General features: G+C 60.4%; 15 protein-coding genes. 6 read left to right on the top strand and 9 right to left on the bottom strand.

The features are described 5' to 3' along the window. Nucleotides 1-72: 72 nt before the first annotated feature. From ilvA to rapZ, 5 genes are all read left to right on the top strand, one after another. Complete coding sequence (ilvA, locus tag ACQ4W6_RS01065) at nt 73-1,608, top strand: threonine ammonia-lyase, biosynthetic (protein WP_436565327.1); 1,536 nt, start codon at nt 73-75, stop codon at nt 1,606-1,608. A gap of 133 nt (nt 1,609-1,741) precedes the next feature. Beyond that, nucleotides 1,742-2,584 (top strand): NADPH-dependent 7-cyano-7-deazaguanine reductase QueF, encoded by an 843-nt coding sequence (queF, locus tag ACQ4W6_RS01060; RefSeq protein ID WP_436565326.1) that lies wholly within the window; start codon nt 1,742-1,744, stop codon nt 2,582-2,584. Between the two features lie 344 nt (nt 2,585-2,928). After that, nucleotides 2,929-3,411: a PTS sugar transporter subunit IIA gene (locus tag ACQ4W6_RS01055; protein WP_436565325.1), complete on the top strand. Its 483-nt coding sequence runs from the start codon at nt 2,929-2,931 to the stop codon at nt 3,409-3,411. Between the two features lie 36 nt (nt 3,412-3,447). Then, entirely contained in the window at nt 3,448-4,383 is a 936-nt protein-coding gene (hprK, locus tag ACQ4W6_RS01050; RefSeq protein WP_034753337.1) for an HPr(Ser) kinase/phosphatase, read from the top strand. A 325-nt stretch (nt 4,384-4,708) separates the two neighbouring features. Next, nucleotides 4,709-5,572: an RNase adapter RapZ gene (rapZ, locus tag ACQ4W6_RS01045; RefSeq protein WP_436565324.1), complete on the top strand. Its 864-nt coding sequence runs from the start codon at nt 4,709-4,711 to the stop codon at nt 5,570-5,572. On the opposite strand, the gene ACQ4W6_RS01040 is transcribed toward rapZ, so the two are convergent. The 8 genes from ACQ4W6_RS01040 to ACQ4W6_RS01005 form a co-directional block, all read right to left on the bottom strand. Continuing rightward, complete coding sequence (locus ACQ4W6_RS01040; RefSeq protein ID WP_436565323.1) at nt 5,573-5,770, bottom strand: hypothetical protein; 198 nt, start codon at nt 5,768-5,770, stop codon at nt 5,573-5,575. 141 nt (nt 5,771-5,911) lie between these two features. Then, the gene (gene hpf, locus ACQ4W6_RS01035) at nt 5,912-6,271 is read right to left on the bottom strand and encodes a ribosome hibernation-promoting factor, HPF/YfiA family (RefSeq protein ID WP_436565322.1); all 360 of its coding nucleotides are present in this window, start codon (nt 6,269-6,271) and stop codon (nt 5,912-5,914) included. 69 nt (nt 6,272-6,340) lie between these two features. Then, nucleotides 6,341-7,819 carry an RNA polymerase factor sigma-54 gene (locus tag ACQ4W6_RS01030; protein ID WP_436565321.1) on the bottom strand — a complete coding sequence of 493 codons (1,479 nt, stop codon included), beginning with the start codon at nt 7,817-7,819 and terminating at the stop codon, nt 6,341-6,343. A gap of 4 nt (nt 7,820-7,823) precedes the next feature. Then, nucleotides 7,824-8,579, bottom strand: coding sequence for an LPS export ABC transporter ATP-binding protein (gene lptB, locus ACQ4W6_RS01025; RefSeq protein WP_436565320.1), 756 nt, complete (start codon nt 8,577-8,579; stop codon nt 7,824-7,826). Next, entirely contained in the window at nt 8,579-9,172 is a 594-nt protein-coding gene (gene lptA / locus ACQ4W6_RS01020) for a lipopolysaccharide transport periplasmic protein LptA (protein WP_436565319.1), read from the bottom strand. Before lptA ends, lptB begins: the two co-directional genes overlap by 1 nt. Before the next feature lie 25 nt (nt 9,173-9,197). Then, on the bottom strand, nt 9,198-9,809 hold the full coding sequence (gene lptC, locus ACQ4W6_RS01015; RefSeq protein ID WP_436565318.1) for an LPS export ABC transporter periplasmic protein LptC: 612 nt from the start codon (nt 9,807-9,809) through the stop codon (nt 9,198-9,200). Between the two features lie 43 nt (nt 9,810-9,852). Next, a complete protein-coding gene (locus tag ACQ4W6_RS01010; RefSeq protein ID WP_436565317.1) occupies nt 9,853-10,386 on the bottom strand; it encodes a KdsC family phosphatase in 534 nt (177 codons plus the stop codon). Next, complete coding sequence (locus ACQ4W6_RS01005; protein ID WP_436565316.1) at nt 10,386-11,420, bottom strand: KpsF/GutQ family sugar-phosphate isomerase; 1,035 nt, start codon at nt 11,418-11,420, stop codon at nt 10,386-10,388. Before ACQ4W6_RS01005 ends, ACQ4W6_RS01010 begins: the two co-directional genes overlap by 1 nt. A gap of 84 nt (nt 11,421-11,504) precedes the next feature. On the opposite strand from ACQ4W6_RS01005, the gene ACQ4W6_RS01000 reads away from it, so the two are divergent. After that, on the top strand, nt 11,505-13,484 hold the full coding sequence (locus tag ACQ4W6_RS01000; protein WP_436565315.1) for a monovalent cation:proton antiporter family protein: 1,980 nt from the start codon (nt 11,505-11,507) through the stop codon (nt 13,482-13,484). On the opposite strand, the gene ACQ4W6_RS00995 is transcribed toward ACQ4W6_RS01000, so the two are convergent. After that, a complete protein-coding gene (locus tag ACQ4W6_RS00995) occupies nt 13,485-14,681 on the bottom strand; it encodes a GGDEF domain-containing protein (RefSeq protein WP_436565314.1) in 1,197 nt (398 codons plus the stop codon). It abuts the gene before it with no gap. Nucleotides 14,682-14,703: the final 22 nt, after the last annotated feature.

Below are 14,703 nucleotides of genomic sequence, written 5' to 3'. Positions count from 1 at the left end.
CGCCGCGGCGCAGCCGCTATCGACCGACACGCTCCAGTACCTTTCTGGCCCAGAATCACTTGCTTGCAGACTATGAACATCGACTACCTCAAGAAAATCCTGACCGCCCGCGTCTATGACGTTGCCACCGAAACGCCGCTGGAACTGGCCCCTGCCCTGTCGCAGCGCCTGAACAACCAGATTTACTTCAAGCGCGAAGACATGCAAAGCGTGTTCAGCTTCAAGATTCGTGGCGCCTATAACAAGATGTCCAAGCTCAGCGAAGCGGAACGCAAGCGCGGCGTGATTTGCGCCTCGGCCGGCAACCATGCCCAGGGCGTGGCCCTGTCGGCTGCGCGCATGGGCTGCCGCGCCGTCATCGTCATGCCGACCACCACGCCGCAAGTGAAGGTCGAGGCGGTCAAGGAGCGCGGCGGCGTGAACGTGGAAGTGGTGCTGCACGGCGAGTCGTATACCGATGCCTACAACCATGCGCTGACGCTGGAAAAAGAACAGAAGCTGACCTTCGTGCACCCGTTCGACGATCCGGACGTGATCGCCGGCCAGGGCACGATCGGCATGGAAATCCTGCGCCAGCACGCCGGCCCCATCCACGCCATCTTCGCCCCCATCGGCGGCGGCGGCCTGATCGCCGGCATCGCTGCCTATGTGAAACAGATTCGCCCCGACATCAAGATCATCGGCGTGCAAAGCGTCGATTCGAACGCCATGGCCCGTTCGCTGAAGGCGGGCGAGCGCGTGACCCTGAGCGACGTGGGCCTGTTTGCCGACGGCACGGCCGTGCGCCTGGCTGGCGAGGAAACCTTCCGCCTGGTGCAGGCGTATGTCGATGAAATCATCACCGTCGACACGGACGCCATCTGCGCCGCCATCAAGGACGTATTTACGGATACGCGCTCGATCCTGGAGCCATCCGGCGCGCTGGCCGTGGCCGGCGCCAAGGCCTATGTGGAGCGGGCCAGCCTGTCGAAGCACCCCATCAACAACGAAACCCTGATCACCATCGCCAGCGGTGCGAACATGAATTTCGACCGTTTGCGCTTCGTCGCGGAACGGGCCGAACTGGGCGAATTTCGCGAAGCCGTGTTTGCCGTCACCATGCGCGAACAGCGGGGCAGCTTCAAACGTTTCTGCTCGCTCGTCGGCGCGCGCAACGTGACCGAATTCAATTACCGCATCAGCGATGAAAAGGCAGCGCACGTATTTGTCGGCATCCAGATTGCCGGCCGGCATGAATCGAGCGTGCTGGCAAAGACCTTCGAGGAACACGAATTCAAGACCCTGGACCTGACGCACGACGAGCTGGCCAAGTCGCATATCCGCCATCTGGTGGGTGGCAAGAGCCGCCTGGCGCAGGACGAGCTGCTATACCGCTTTGAATTTCCCGAGCGCCCGGGCGCGCTGATGCGCTTCCTCGACAGCATGGCGCCGAACTGGAACATTTCCCTGTGTCATTACCGCAGCCAGGGCGGCGACGTGGGCCGCATCCTGATCGGCTTGCAAGTGCCGCCCGATGAAATGGGTGAATTCGCCCGCTTCCTCGACACGCTCGGTTATCGCTACTGGGATGAAAGCAGCAATCCTGTGTATAAGTTGTTTTTGGGATAGAAGTGGGGGTCAGTCGCTTCGCGATCGGAATACGCTCCATTGGGCCGTATTCCCCCTCAGGGTCTGACCCCGGCACTCGCCGTTGGGTGAAATTAAGCTACCATGCGTGCTTGACTGAATTTACGCCACGACCATGACCACCACCAACGACCTTGCCGAACTATCCCCCCTGGGCAAAAGCTCCGCCTACCGCACCGATTACGCGCCGGAGCTGCTGTTTCCCATTCCGCGCCAGGGCAAGCGCGACGAACTGGAACTGCACGGTACACTGCCGTTCTTTGGCCTCGACATCTGGAATGCCTACGAACTGTCATGGCTGAACCAGCGCGGCAAGCCGCAAGTGGCGATCGCAAAGGTCAGTGCCCCGGCCGACTCGCCCAACATCATCGAATCGAAATCGTTCAAGCTGTACCTGAACTCGTTCAACCAGACCAGGCTGGACAGCCCGGAAGCACTGTTGACCTTGCTCAAACAGGATTTATCCAACGGCTTTGGTGCCCCCGTGCAAGTGGAACTGACCTTGCAGGAAGACTTTGGCAAGCTGAAAATGGGCGAGTTCGACGGCGTGCTGCTTGACCGCCTGGACCTGGAAATCACGCAATACACGCCTTCGCCACTGTTGCTCAAAGCGGCCCTGGACGAAGCGCCGGTGGCAGAAAAACTGGTGTCGCACCTGCTCAAATCGAATTGCCTGGTCACGGGCCAGCCTGACTGGGGTAGCGTGCAGATCACCTACGCAGGACCGCAAATCGACCAGGAAAGCCTGCTGCGCTACCTGATCGGTTTCCGTGAGCACAATGAATTCCACGAGCAATGCGTTGAGCGTATCTTTGTCGATATCTTGCGCCAGTGCAAGCCGCAAAAGCTGTCCGTGTATGCGCGCTACACGCGCCGCGGCGGCCTCGACATCAATCCCTGGCGCAGCAACTACAGCAGCGGAGCGATGCCGGGCAATCTGCGCAACGCGCGCCAATAAGGCGCGTCAGCAACATCGGCGGTGTGGCAAAACGATGTCAACAGGAATGTTGACTGTGTTTTAAAACAACATTACAAACGCAGGCAGGGTAGGTAAAAAACACTGAAAAGTCGGAAAATTGGCATTCAGCGACGCAAAAACCGGCCTACCCTGCATTTTTAACGCAGAAATAGCTAGAATGCTTCAACGTTATTTTTTTGTTAAAATGAGACGCCGCCATGCCGTAGCATCCACTGCGCCCGCAGCGGGCGTATTCTGTTGAGAATTGGCGTTACAGGCCGCGGAAACAGGCCTATAATTCGGCTCGCAAGCCCTCTGCGCATTGCACCATTTCATTGAGTGTCATGACTAATCTTAGCAAAATACTATCCCTCGAAAACGTCCTCCTGGACCTGGAAGTCTCCAGCAAAAAGCGCGCTTTCGAGCAAGCCGGCCTGATCTTCGAAAACAACTACGGCATCGCCCGCTCCACCGTCTCGGACAATCTGTTTGCCCGCGAACGCCTGGGCTCGACGGGCCTGGGCCATGGCGTAGCCGTGCCGCACGGCCGCGTCAAGGGCATGAAGACGCTGAAAGCGCCGCTGGGCGCCTTCGTGCGCCTGGCCGAGCCAATTCCTTTCGAGTCGCCGGACGGCAAGCCCGTCAATCTGCTGTTTTTCCTGCTGATTCCCGATCATGTCACCCAGCAACACCTGGAAATCCTGTCGGAAATTGCCGAAATGTTTTCCGACGATGCCTTCCGCACGGCGCTGACCACCGATCCGGATCCGAAATCCGTGCATGCACGCATTGTCAATTGGCAACCCAGTCTGCAAGCGACGGGTTAAACTTCAGATATTGATCCACTCCTGAAGAAGACTGCCATGTTGCAAACGCCGCTGACGATACAACGCCTGTACGACGATAATCGTGAAAGTCTGCAACTGGGCTGGTTCGCCGGTTTTCCCGGCGGCGAACGCCTGATCTCGGGCGATGTCTCGTCGGCCGCCGACCAGGTGGGCCACTTGAACCTGATCCATCCGGGCCGCATCCAGGTGTTCGGCCACCAGGAAATCAATTATTACCAGCGCCTGAAGGTCAACACGCGCACCCACGTGATTGGTGAGCTGATCGCCGGCGGTCCGCCCGCGCTGATCATCGCGCAAGGCCTAGAAACGCCGCCCGACATCCTCGCCATCTGCGACGAACAAAACATTCCCCTGTTCTCGACCCCGCTGCCGGCCGCGCAGGTGATCGACTTCCTGCGCGTCTACCTGTCGAAAAAGTTGGCGCAGCGCATCATCATGCATGGCGTCTTCATGGACGTGCTTGGCGTGGGCGTTCTGATCACGGGCGACTCGGGCCTGGGTAAGAGCGAACTGGGGCTGGAATTGATCTCGCGCAGCCACGGTCTGGTGGCCGACGACGCCGTCGAATTCTCGCGCATTGCGCCCAACATGATCGAAGGGCGCTGCCCGCCCCTGCTGCAAAACCTGCTCGAAGTGCGGGGCCTGGGTTTGCTCGACATCAAGGCCATCTTTGGCGAAACGGCCGTGCGCCGCAAGATGCGTTTGAAGCTCATCGTGCACCTGGTGCGCCGCAATGCGCTGGAAGAAGAAGTTGAGCGCCTGCCCTTCCTGTTCCCCACGGAAGACGTGCTGGGCTTGCCCGTGCGCAAGGTCGTCATCCCCGTCGCCGCCGGCCGCAACATCGCCGTACTGCTGGAAGCGGCCGTACGCAACACCATCTTGCAACTGCGCGGCATCGATACCTTGCAGGAGTTTATGGAACGGCAACGTTTGGCGATGAGCGGTGACTAGCGTTGCAAGGAGTTCGCCCTTGCAAGGGCGAACCGTTGCGCAGGCACGAAGCAATGCTTCGTGAATCCCCTGCTACACCAACGATTAGCAATGAGCGGGGACTAGTCTGCAATGGAGTCCTCGCTTGCAAGCGAGGACCGTTGCGCAGGTGGAGAGCCATGCTCTCCGAAGTCCCTGCTACACCAACGACTCGCCATGAGTGGCGACTAGTTACTGGCGCCAATATCATAATTTTTCATAACCAACACTACAGCCTCAATTGCAATAATCTGTAAAGATAATTGCCGCAGGGGCAGAACGTCGATCTTTATTGTATGATCGGCGTATGCATATCGTCCTTATTACCGGAATATCCGGCTCCGGCAAATCCGTCGCGCTCAATGTGCTGGAAGATGCCGGCTACTATTGTGTCGACAACCTGCCGCCAGCCTTGCTGCCCAGCCTAGTGCAAACCTTGCTCGACGAAGGCACGCCACAGCTAGCCGTGGCCGTCGATGCGCGCAGCGCCGAATCGCTGGCCAGCCTGCCACACAACGTGGCCCTGCTGCGCGACCAGGGGCATGACGTGAAAGTCATGTTCCTCACAGCCACCACGCATTCGCTGGTGGCGCGTTTCTCGGAAACGCGGCGCAGCCATCCCCTGTCGCACGAATTGCGGCCAAACCAGAATCCGGCCAGCCGCCGCACCCTGATCGAGTGCATTTCGGAAGAGCGCGAGCGCCTGTCGACCATCGAACAGCTGGGCCATGTGATCGATACGTCGGAACTGAGCGCCAACAAGCTGCGTGGCTGGATCAAGGAAATCATCGCCACCGAGCGCGCGCCGCTGACCCTGTTCTTCGAATCGTTCGCCTTCAAGCTGGGCGTGCCGCTCGACGCCGATTTCGTCTTCGATGTGCGGGCCTTGCCAAATCCGTATTACGACCTGGCCCTGCGGCCACTCGACGGGCGCGACGCTCCCGTGATCGCCTTTCTCGACTCACAGCCCAGTGCACTGGAACTGCTAGCCGACATCCGCGCCTTCATCGAAAAATGGTTGCCATCGTTCAAGTCCGACAACCGCAGCTACCTGACGGTGGCCCTGGGCTGCACGGGCGGCCAGCATCGCTCGGTGTACATGGCGGAACGGCTGGCGCAGTATTTCGGCGCGAACGAAAGAGTCGTCCTTCGCCACCGCGAACGCTCCTGATTAATCGAGGTGGCGCACCAGGGTGCATTCCATGCGCAGGCAATCAGCCAGGCCCAGATGCGCACCCCGCTGCAGCAATTCCAGGGTCACCGACATCATCAGCGGCGAGCGTAGGCGCATGGCCGCCACGGAACCGGCGCCGGCGCCGAAGTGGCGGTCCAGCGCCACGCGCGCCATCTCCAGCGACAGGCAATTCAAGGCTTTCGGAGGCAGGAAAGAAGTGAGAGTGACAACATACTAGCGCCTTCGCCGCCCAGATTGCGTTCCGCAGGGCGCAAAAAAGGGCGCAGTATGTATGCGCCCTTAGTTGATCACAACTGGTTGGAAGCGGCAGGCCGTTTACACGGCGGCGACTTCGTCTTCCGAGTTGTCTGGCAGATGCTTGATCGCCTCTTTACCGTGCCCTTGCACTTTGCTTTTGTACTTCATCACTTGCCGGTCCAGCTTGTCGATCAGGGTATCGATCGCGGCGTACAGGTCTTGCGACAGGCTTTCCACGTACACAGTTTTACCACTAAGGCGCAGGTTGACTTCAGCCTTTTGGCGTTTCTCTTTCTCTTTGAGGTTGTCGACGGTCAGAATCACGGCAATATCGATGACTTGATCGAAATGACGTTTCACGCGTTCCAGTTTCGTTTGTACGTATTCACGGATGGCTGGTGTCACTTCAAGATGATGTCCGCTGATGGTGAGATTCATACACACTCCTAAAGATGATCGGGTTCGTGCGGTATCCATCGTATCCGGCCCGCAGAGGAACCGAAAAAACTACAAGCACTTACGCAGACTCACTGGCGGAATTTTCAACGCTTCCCGGTATTTGGCAACAGTCCGTCGCGCAATCACCATGCCTTGTTCTCCCAGCATGTCCGCAATCTTACTGTCGGATAAAGGATTTTTAGGGTCTTCTGCTCCTGTCAGTTGCACGATCAATGCCCGTATCGCCGTCGATGACGCCTCGCCCCCCGCTTCGGTCGCGACGTGGCTACCAAAGAAATATTTCAACTCAAACATGCCATGCGGGGTCAGCATGTACTTTTGGGTTGTTACCCGCGAGATAGTACTCTCGTGTAAACCCAGTGTATCAGCTATTTCACGGAGCACAAGGGGACGCATGGCAACGGCGCCATGCGAGAAAAAATTCTTTTGTCGTTCTACTATCGCCTGCGCCACGCGCAAGATCGTGTCGAAGCGCTGGCGCATGTTCTTGATCAGCCACTTGGCTTCCTGCAACTGTGCACCCATGGCAATTTCGCCCTTGCCCTGCTTCAACAAATTGGCATACATGGCATTCACGCGCAGGCGCGGCATGACGTCGTTGTTCAGGGTCACCTGCCAGCCATTGCGGGCGCGCTTGACGACGACGTCGGGTACCACGTAATCGGACACGTCCGAGGCGAACACGGCGCCCGGATGCGGATTGCACAGGCGAATGACCGTCTGCGCCTCGCGCAAGTCTTCATCGTCGCAATCGAGGGCTTTTTTCAGCTTGTTGAAATCGCGCTGGGCAAACCAGGCCAGGTGCTTTTCCACGATGACGAGGGCCATGCGCCGCGTCACCATGGCGATGTGCGGAAAACGCTTGATTTGCAGCGCCAGGCATTCGGATGCATTGCGCGCGCCCACGCCGGACGGATCGAAACTTTGCAGCAGGGACAGCGCCGTGCGCAGCTCGTCGACGTCGATTTCCAGCTCTTCGGGCAGGCGCGCCAGGATGTCGTCAAGCGACTCTTCCAGGTAGCCATTGTCGTCGAGCGCGTCGATGATCAGCTCGACCAGCGCGCGGTCGCGCAATTCCAGCACCGTCACGCGCATCTGCTCCATCAAGTGCTCGCGCAGGGTGCAGTGGTGGGCTTCGAGTTGCGGGCGGGAATCTTCGTCGTCGGGCGCCTTGCCGCGGCTCGCTTCGCTCCAGTCGTTGTCGCCGCCCTCCATGGCAGCCGGACTATCGCCCGCCTCGCCGTCAAACGGTTCCGCTTCGGCCGCTGCGGCAGGCGCTTCCTGGCCGGGCGGTAATGGCGGCGCTTCCGCTGGCGCGGCCGTGGAACTCAAGGCGCCATCGGACAGCAGGCGCAGCGAGCGGTCGAGCGGATCGTCGAGGCGTTCGAGCAGGGGATTGTCCGTCAACAGTTGCTCAAGCTCCTGATGCAATTCTAGGGTAGATAATTGCAACAGGCGTATCGATTGCTGCAACTGCGGCGTCAGTGCCAGGTGCTGCGAAGTGCGCAGCTGCAATGATTGTTTCATTGGCTCACATGCGGAAGTGTTCGCCCAGATAGACCCGGCGTACCGACTCGTTCGCGATGATGTCGTCGGGGCGTCCCGACGCCAGCACCGAGCCCTGGTTGATGATGTAGGCACGGTCGCAAATACCCAGCGTCTCGCGTACATTATGATCGGTGATGAGCACGCCGATATTGCGCTCCTTCAAGAAACGCACGATACGCTGGATTTCGATCACGGCGATCGGGTCGACACCGGCGAATGGTTCGTCGAGCAGCACGAAACGCGGGTCGGTGGCCAGCGCGCGGGCGATTTCCACACGGCGGCGCTCGCCACCGGACAGCGACAGTGCCTGGTTCTCGCGCAGCTTTTCAATCTGCAGGTCGGCAAGCAGCTTGTCCAGACGCTCCTCGATCTCGGCCTTCGTCAAAAGGCGGCCTTCGAAGGTCTGGATTTCCAGCACGGCGCGGATATTGTCTTCCACCGTCAGCTTGCGGAACACGGACGCTTCCTGCGGCAGGTAGGACAGGCCCATCTGCGCGCGGCGGTGGATCGGCAGGCGGGAAATATCCACGCCGCTGATATCGATGGTGCCGCCATCGGACGGCACCAGGCCAACGATCATGTAGAACGAGGTGGTCTTGCCGGCGCCGTTCGGTCCCAGCAAGCCCACCACTTCGCCGCATTCGACTTGCAGCGAGACATCATGTACGACTTGCCGCTTGCCATAGGTTTTCTGCAGCCCGCGAACGATCAGGGTGCTGCCGCAACGTGTATTGTCCATTATTTCTTTCCTGGCGCGGGCGCCGCAGGCGCTTTCTCCGCTGCGGGTGCCTTGGGCTTCGGCTGGATCACCATGCGCACGCTGCCGGCGCCCGGGGTGCTGGTGCCGCTGTCCGAATTTTCCATCTTGAACACTTCATTGCGGCTGTCATACGAAATGAAGGCGCCATTGGCCACATCGGTCACTTTCGTGCCTTCCAGGCGCGTCAGCTTGGCCTTGGAAAACAATTTGACCACTTCCGTCTTGTTGTCGTACTCCACGCGCTCCGCTTCGCCCTCGACCCACAGGTCGCCGGCGCCGTCGCGCTTCTGGCGGAACGTGGCCAGCTTGCCGGGATCGGCCCAGAAGGTGATGAACTGGTAGCCCTGCGGATCTTCCGTGATCAGGGCCCGGCCCGCCTTCATGGTCAGCGTGCCCTTGACCAGCACCACGTCGCCCGTCAGGGTCTTCGTCTGCTTGATGTCGTCGACCAGGCCGCTACGCGCCGTGACGACAGCTTCCTTCTCGGAATCGGCCTTCTCGGCATGCGCCGTGCCCATCACGCCCAGCGAGCAAACGGTCGAGAATAGGGTCAACAGCAAGATGTTCTTCATAGTATGGTTTCCTTGTTTCATTCTGTCATTTTGCCGCTGCGGCCGGGCGCGTTTTCGGCGGCAGGACGATGCGCAGCGCATTCTGTACTTCCACCACGCCGGTGGCGTTATTGGCCTTCATGCCCACACCGTTGATGCGCGAGGCACCCGTCAAGATATCGACGGGCACATCCGTTTCCATGCGCTCTTCGTCCGGAAACACCGTCAGTGCTTCCGTTTTCAAGGTCAGGCTCTGTGACTTGGGACTGGCCACGCGGTCGATCACGACCTTGCGGTGCAGTTGCAGCCGGGTATTGCCCTGGTCGATATGCGCCAGTTCCGCATTCATGTTCAGCGGCGGCATGCCGGGCGTCAGCTTGCGCACGAAAGGCTGGTCGATATCGGATGAATCGTCAGCCGGGTAATGCGTGAGCTTGGTCCCCGAGACGATATAGCTGGGCTTACCCGTCAAATCCATGCGCACCAGGCTGAAATTGGTGATGAAATAATCGGGTTCGTCCAGATTCTTGCTGGCATTGATATTCTGGTTATTCTTGTTCATCACTTCGAGCAGCCAAAAGCTGCCCAGCGCGACGACGATAGCGCCCAGCACGGTAAAAATGATGCGCCAGCGATGGGCGCCTCCTGGCTTTTGCATAGTGCGACACTCTTTCAAATAGCCTGGCGGCAAGGCTCGCGCCTCACTCCAGGAACGGCGCCATGACGCGCGCATAGTTGTCCTGTGCGCGCAGCAGGAATTCACAAATCTCGCGCACCGCGCCGCGGCCACCGCCGGCCTGCGTCACATGGTGCGCAAGGCCCTGCACTTCCGCACGCCCGCCCGGCACGCTGACGGCAAAGCCGACGCGGCGCAAGATGGGCGCATCGATGACATCGTCGCCGATATAGCCGCATTGTTCTTCCGTCAAGCCCGTCAGCGCCAGCAATTCACGGAACGGCGTCAGCTTGTCGTGGCCGCCCTGATGCACATGGGTAATGCCCAGGTCTTGCGCGCGGCGCGCCGTAATGGCCGAGCGGCGCGCGCTGATGATAGCCGTTTGTACGCCCGATTCCTGCAGCAGCTTGATGCCCAGGCCATCATACACATTAAACGTTTTCATCATCTCGCCGTCGGGGCCGAAATGCAGGCTGCCGTCGGTGAGCACGCCGTCGACATCAAAAATCATCAGTTTGACCCTGGCGGCGCGCGCCAGGTTGTCCGCGATACTGTCCATCAGATTACCTTTGCTTGCGTCAGATCATGGATATGCAGGGCGCCGACCAGCTTGCCGTCGGCGTCGACCACCAGCATCTGGTTGATGCGGTACTGCTCCATTACAGCCACGGCGTCGACAGCCAGGCGCTCGGGCGCGATGCTGTGCGGATGCGCATGCATGACGTCGCGGATCGCCACCTTCGTGAAATCCTGCACACGCTCGAACATGCGGCGCAAGTCGCCATCGGTAAACACGCCCACGGGGCGGTTGTCGGCATCAACCACGGCCGTCATGCCCATGCCCTTGCGGGTCATTTCTTCGAGTGCCTGCAGCAAGCTTGCCTCCACGGCAACTTTCGGCACCTGCTCGCCGCTGCGCATGACGTCATGCACATGCGTCAGCAGGCGGCGGCCCAGGGCGCCGCCTGGATGCGAGCGGGCAAAATCTTCTTCCTTGAAGCCGCGCAAGTCGAGCAGGGCCACGGCAATCGCGTCACCCAGCGCCAGCGTAACGGTGGTGCTGGCTGTCGGCGCCAGGTTCAGCGGGCAGGCTTCTTTCTCAACGGAAATATCGAGATGCACATCGGCCAACTGGGCCAGGCTGGAGTTTGGTTTCCCCGTCATGGCGATCAGCACGCCGCCCATGCGCTTGACGACGGGCATGATGGCCATCAATTCCGACGATTCGCCGGAATACGATATGGCAATAAAAGCATCGTCCGAAGTGACCATGCCCAAGTCGCCATGGGCCGCTTCGGCCGGATGCACGAACAGGGCCGGCGTGCCGGTGGACGCCAGGGTGGCGGCAATCTTGCGCGCGATATGGCCGGACTTGCCCATGCCGGAGACCACGACTCGTCCCTTGCATTGCAGCAACATCGCCACGGCGCGGCCGACGCTGTCGTCCGTGGCCAGGCGCGCATGCAGCGCAACGATGGCGTCGGACTCGATCTGCAAGGTGGTACGGGCCAGCGCGACGGCGCGCTCGGTTGTCGCTTGCATGTCAATTCGATCAAAAGCTTTCAGCATTGTTTTTTCATGGGTTACACTCATGCCCAAAGTATAAACGAATTAGGAAAGCAAAAAACTTGCCAGTCGCAACAAACAACGATTTCCACTGAGCTCCCCGGGCAACCCATGTTTTCCTCGCTTGAACTGACCCTGATGTTACTCGGCAGCGCCGTGCTGGGCGTGGTCGCTTTCAGAATGTTGCACTTACCGCCCATGCTGGGCTACCTGGCCGTTGGCATCGTCATCGGCCCACACGCATTGGGCCTAGCGGCAGAAAACGAAGCGAGCCATACGCTGGCCGAATTCGGCGTCGTCTTCCTGATGTTTTCCATCGGGCTTGAATTTTCCCTCCCCAAGTTTCTCGCCATGCGGCGCATCGTCTTCGGCCTTGGCATGGCGCAAGTGGTCACCACCGTCGTCGCCACCGTCGTCTTTGGCTGGTTCGTCGGACGCTACCTGTCCGCGTATCTCCACCTGAGCTGGCAAGCCGCGTTTGCCCTGGGCGGCGCGCTGGCCATGTCGTCGACGGCCATCGTCTCGAAAATGCTCACGGAGCGGCTGGAACTGGAAAGCGAACACGGGCGCAAGATCATCGGCATCCTGCTGTTCCAGGACCTGGCCGTGGTGCCGCTGCTGATCCTGATCCCGGCCCTGACGAAGGATTCCGAGAACCTGGCCATCACCCTGGCCTGGGCCGGCGGCAAGGCCCTGGTCGTGCTGATCTTGCTGCTGTTCATCGGCCAAAAGCTGGTGCGCGGCTGGCTGACCATCGTCGTCAAGCGACGCTCGCAAGAGTTGTTCATGCTCAACCTGCTGTTGATTACCCTGGGCGCGGCCTGGATCACCGAGCGGGCCGGGCTGTCGCTGGCCTTGGGGGCGTTTGTCGCCGGCATGCTCATTTCCGAGACGGAATTCAAGCACCAGGTGGAAGAAGATATCAAGCCGTTCCGCGACGTGCTGCTGGGCCTGTTCTTCATCACTGTCGGCATGCTGCTCAATATTCGCGTGGTGCTCGACAACTGGTGGCTGGTGCTGCTGCTGCTGTGCGGCCCCGTGCTGCTGAAGTTTGCCCTGATCGCGGGACTGGCCCGGCTGTTTGGCTCATCGACGGGCGTATCCCTGCGCACAGGTCTGGCGCTAGCCCAGGCGGGCGAATTCGGCTTCGTGCTGCTGAACCTGGCCGGCGGCATCAAGCTGATGGACCCCTTCGTGGTGCAGGTAGTGCTGGCCGCTATGGTGCTGTCGATGCTGGTGGCGCCTTTCCTCATCGCCAAGTCCGACGCCATCGTCATGAAACTGGCCGCCAATGACTGGATGATGCAATCCTTGGCCCTGACCAGGATCGCCACGCGCACCATGGCCTCGCAAAAACACGTGCTGATTGCCGGCTTTGGCCGCAGCGGACAGAGCCTGGCCACCCTGCTGACGGAAGAAAAAATCGAATACCACGCGCTGGACCTGGACCCGGAACGGGTGCAGGAAGCGCAACTGGCCGGCGCGCATGTCTCGTATGGCGACGCGGGCCGGCGCGAAAGCCTGGTGGCGGCCGGCATTTACCGGGCCAGCGCCGTCGTGATTACCTATGCCAACACGCCGTCGGCCTTGCGTTTGTTGCATTTGGTGAATGAACTGGCGCCCACCCTGCCCGTCATCGTGCGCAGCCATGACGATAGCGACCTCGACCAGCTAAAAAGCGCAGGCGCGGCCGAAGTGGTGCCGGAACTGATGGAAGGCAGCCTGATGCTGGCCTCGCATGCGCTGATCATGATGGGCGTACCCCTGCGCCGCGTGGTGCACCGCGTGCAAGCGGCGCGCGAAGAACGCTATGCCTCGCTGCGCGGCTATTTCCACGGCAGCAGCGACGCGGGCGACGATGCCGAGCTGGAACGCCTGCATTCGGTCACCGTGGGCGGCGGCGCCCAATGCGTGGGCATGCCCTTGAGTACGCTCGACGTGGCCAGCTGCGGCGCAGCCGTGACGGCCATCCGCCGTGGCCGTGGCCGCCTTGAAGTCACACCCGAGACGCAGCTGGCCAGCGGCGACGTGGTCGTGCTGCGCGGCAGCGCCGACGCCGTGGAAAAGGCAGAAACATTGTTACTGAAATAATTATTCGAGCTGTGCTTGCCAGCTGACAACCTTGTTGCGTCCGGCTGCCTTGGCCTGGTACAGGGCTTGGTCGGCATGCGCCACCAGTTGCTGCGCCACCGCTTCGATGGGTAGCAGCGCCGCGTCCGCCGCAAGGCTGGCCACGCCGATCGACACGCTGACCCAGCTTTGCGCGCCGCCCGGCAAGTCAAACATGCTGTCGGCGATGCTGGCGCGGATGCGTTCGGCCACGAAAGTGGCGCTGTCCTGGTCGGCATCGATCAGCAGCACGACGAATTCCTCGCCGCCAAAGCGCCCCAGCGCATCGGAGCAGCGCAATTCCTTGCGGATGCGCAAGGCCACTTCGCGCAGCACTTCATCGCCGCCCTGGTGCCCATGCGTATCATTGACCAGCTTGAAATGGTCGATGTCGATATACATGCATGAAATGCAATAATTCTGGCGCCGCGCGCGGGCGATTTCTTCCAGCAGGCGCCGGTCGATATAGCGCCGGTTGTAGACGCCCGTCAAGGAATCGGTCAAGCCGATGTATTTGAGCATTTCATTGCTGATCACGTTTTCCAGGCAAATGGCGATGATGGAGGCCATGTGCTTGATGAAGTCCGTCCCCAGCGCCGGCGTAAAGCGCATCATGTCGCTGCTGGCCAGGTTCAGGCTGCCAATCAGGCGCTTGTTGCGCAGCAAGGGCACCAGCGCCAAGCTGCGCAGGGGCGCGTCGATCCCGGGAAAGCGCGGGCCATGCACGGCAGCATCGAACTGGCCCAGCAAGGGCATGGGCGGCAAGGCAACCTCGCCTTCGGCCATGGGCGCCGGTGGCGCAAAGCCCAGCTCTGCCACGGCATGCACAAACAGCAATTGCGGAAAGGCACTGAAATCGACGCCCAGTTTCTCCATCACCAGCACGATATCGTCGTCCTCGTCGAGCAGGCTCAGGGTGACGCCGTCGAGGTCGGAAATCACCGGCAAGGTGCGAAAGATGGTGCCGATCAACTCGGGAAAGGTGGACGCGCCGACGATTTCCAGGTCAAACGCTTGGTGGCGGCCCATGATGTCGTGGTTGCGCTCGACCTGCTCCAGCAGGAAGTCCATGCGCGCACGCAAGGCCTGGTTCTCGGCTTCGAGGCTGGCAATGCGCTGGGCCGGCGAAGCGGCATCGCTCCCCGGCTGGCCGGGTTCTGGCGGTATTGCTTGATTCATAGAAACCTTAACCCCTTCTGTG

The organism is Janthinobacterium woesei, from assembly GCF_051380875.1.
In the GTDB taxonomy this organism is placed as follows: Bacteria; Pseudomonadota; Gammaproteobacteria; order Burkholderiales; family Burkholderiaceae_D; genus Janthinobacterium.
This window is presented reverse-complemented; position numbering and strand designations above follow the sequence as displayed.

Excerpts from the sequence above, each read along its gene's own strand:
- lptB (WP_436565320.1), bottom strand. The coding sequence starts at position 8,579 with ATGGACAATACACGTTGCGGCAGCACCCTGATCGTTCGCGGGCTGCAG.
- ilvA (WP_436565327.1), top strand. The coding sequence starts at position 73 with ATGAACATCGACTACCTCAAGAAAATCCTGACCGCCCGCGTCTATGAC.
- hpf (WP_436565322.1), bottom strand. The coding sequence starts at position 6,271 with ATGAATCTCACCATCAGCGGACATCATCTTGAAGTGACACCAGCCATC.
- ACQ4W6_RS01010 (WP_436565317.1), bottom strand. The coding sequence starts at position 10,386 with ATGGACAGTATCGCGGACAACCTGGCGCGCGCCGCCAGGGTCAAACTG.
- hprK (WP_034753337.1), top strand. The coding sequence starts at position 3,448 with ATGTTGCAAACGCCGCTGACGATACAACGCCTGTACGACGATAATCGT.
- ACQ4W6_RS01005 (WP_436565316.1), bottom strand. The coding sequence starts at position 11,420 with ATGAGTGTAACCCATGAAAAAACAATGCTGAAAGCTTTTGATCGAATT.
- rapZ (WP_436565324.1), top strand. The coding sequence starts at position 4,709 with ATGCATATCGTCCTTATTACCGGAATATCCGGCTCCGGCAAATCCGTC.
- ACQ4W6_RS00995 (WP_436565314.1), bottom strand. The coding sequence starts at position 14,681 with ATGAATCAAGCAATACCGCCAGAACCCGGCCAGCCGGGGAGCGATGCC.
- lptA (WP_436565319.1), bottom strand. The coding sequence starts at position 9,172 with ATGAAGAACATCTTGCTGTTGACCCTATTCTCGACCGTTTGCTCGCTG.
- queF (WP_436565326.1), top strand. The coding sequence starts at position 1,742 with ATGACCACCACCAACGACCTTGCCGAACTATCCCCCCTGGGCAAAAGC.
- lptC (WP_436565318.1), bottom strand. The coding sequence starts at position 9,809 with ATGCAAAAGCCAGGAGGCGCCCATCGCTGGCGCATCATTTTTACCGTG.
- ACQ4W6_RS01030 (WP_436565321.1), bottom strand. The coding sequence starts at position 7,819 with ATGAAACAATCATTGCAGCTGCGCACTTCGCAGCACCTGGCACTGACG.
- ACQ4W6_RS01000 (WP_436565315.1), top strand. The coding sequence starts at position 11,505 with ATGTTTTCCTCGCTTGAACTGACCCTGATGTTACTCGGCAGCGCCGTG.
- ACQ4W6_RS01055 (WP_436565325.1), top strand. The coding sequence starts at position 2,929 with ATGACTAATCTTAGCAAAATACTATCCCTCGAAAACGTCCTCCTGGAC.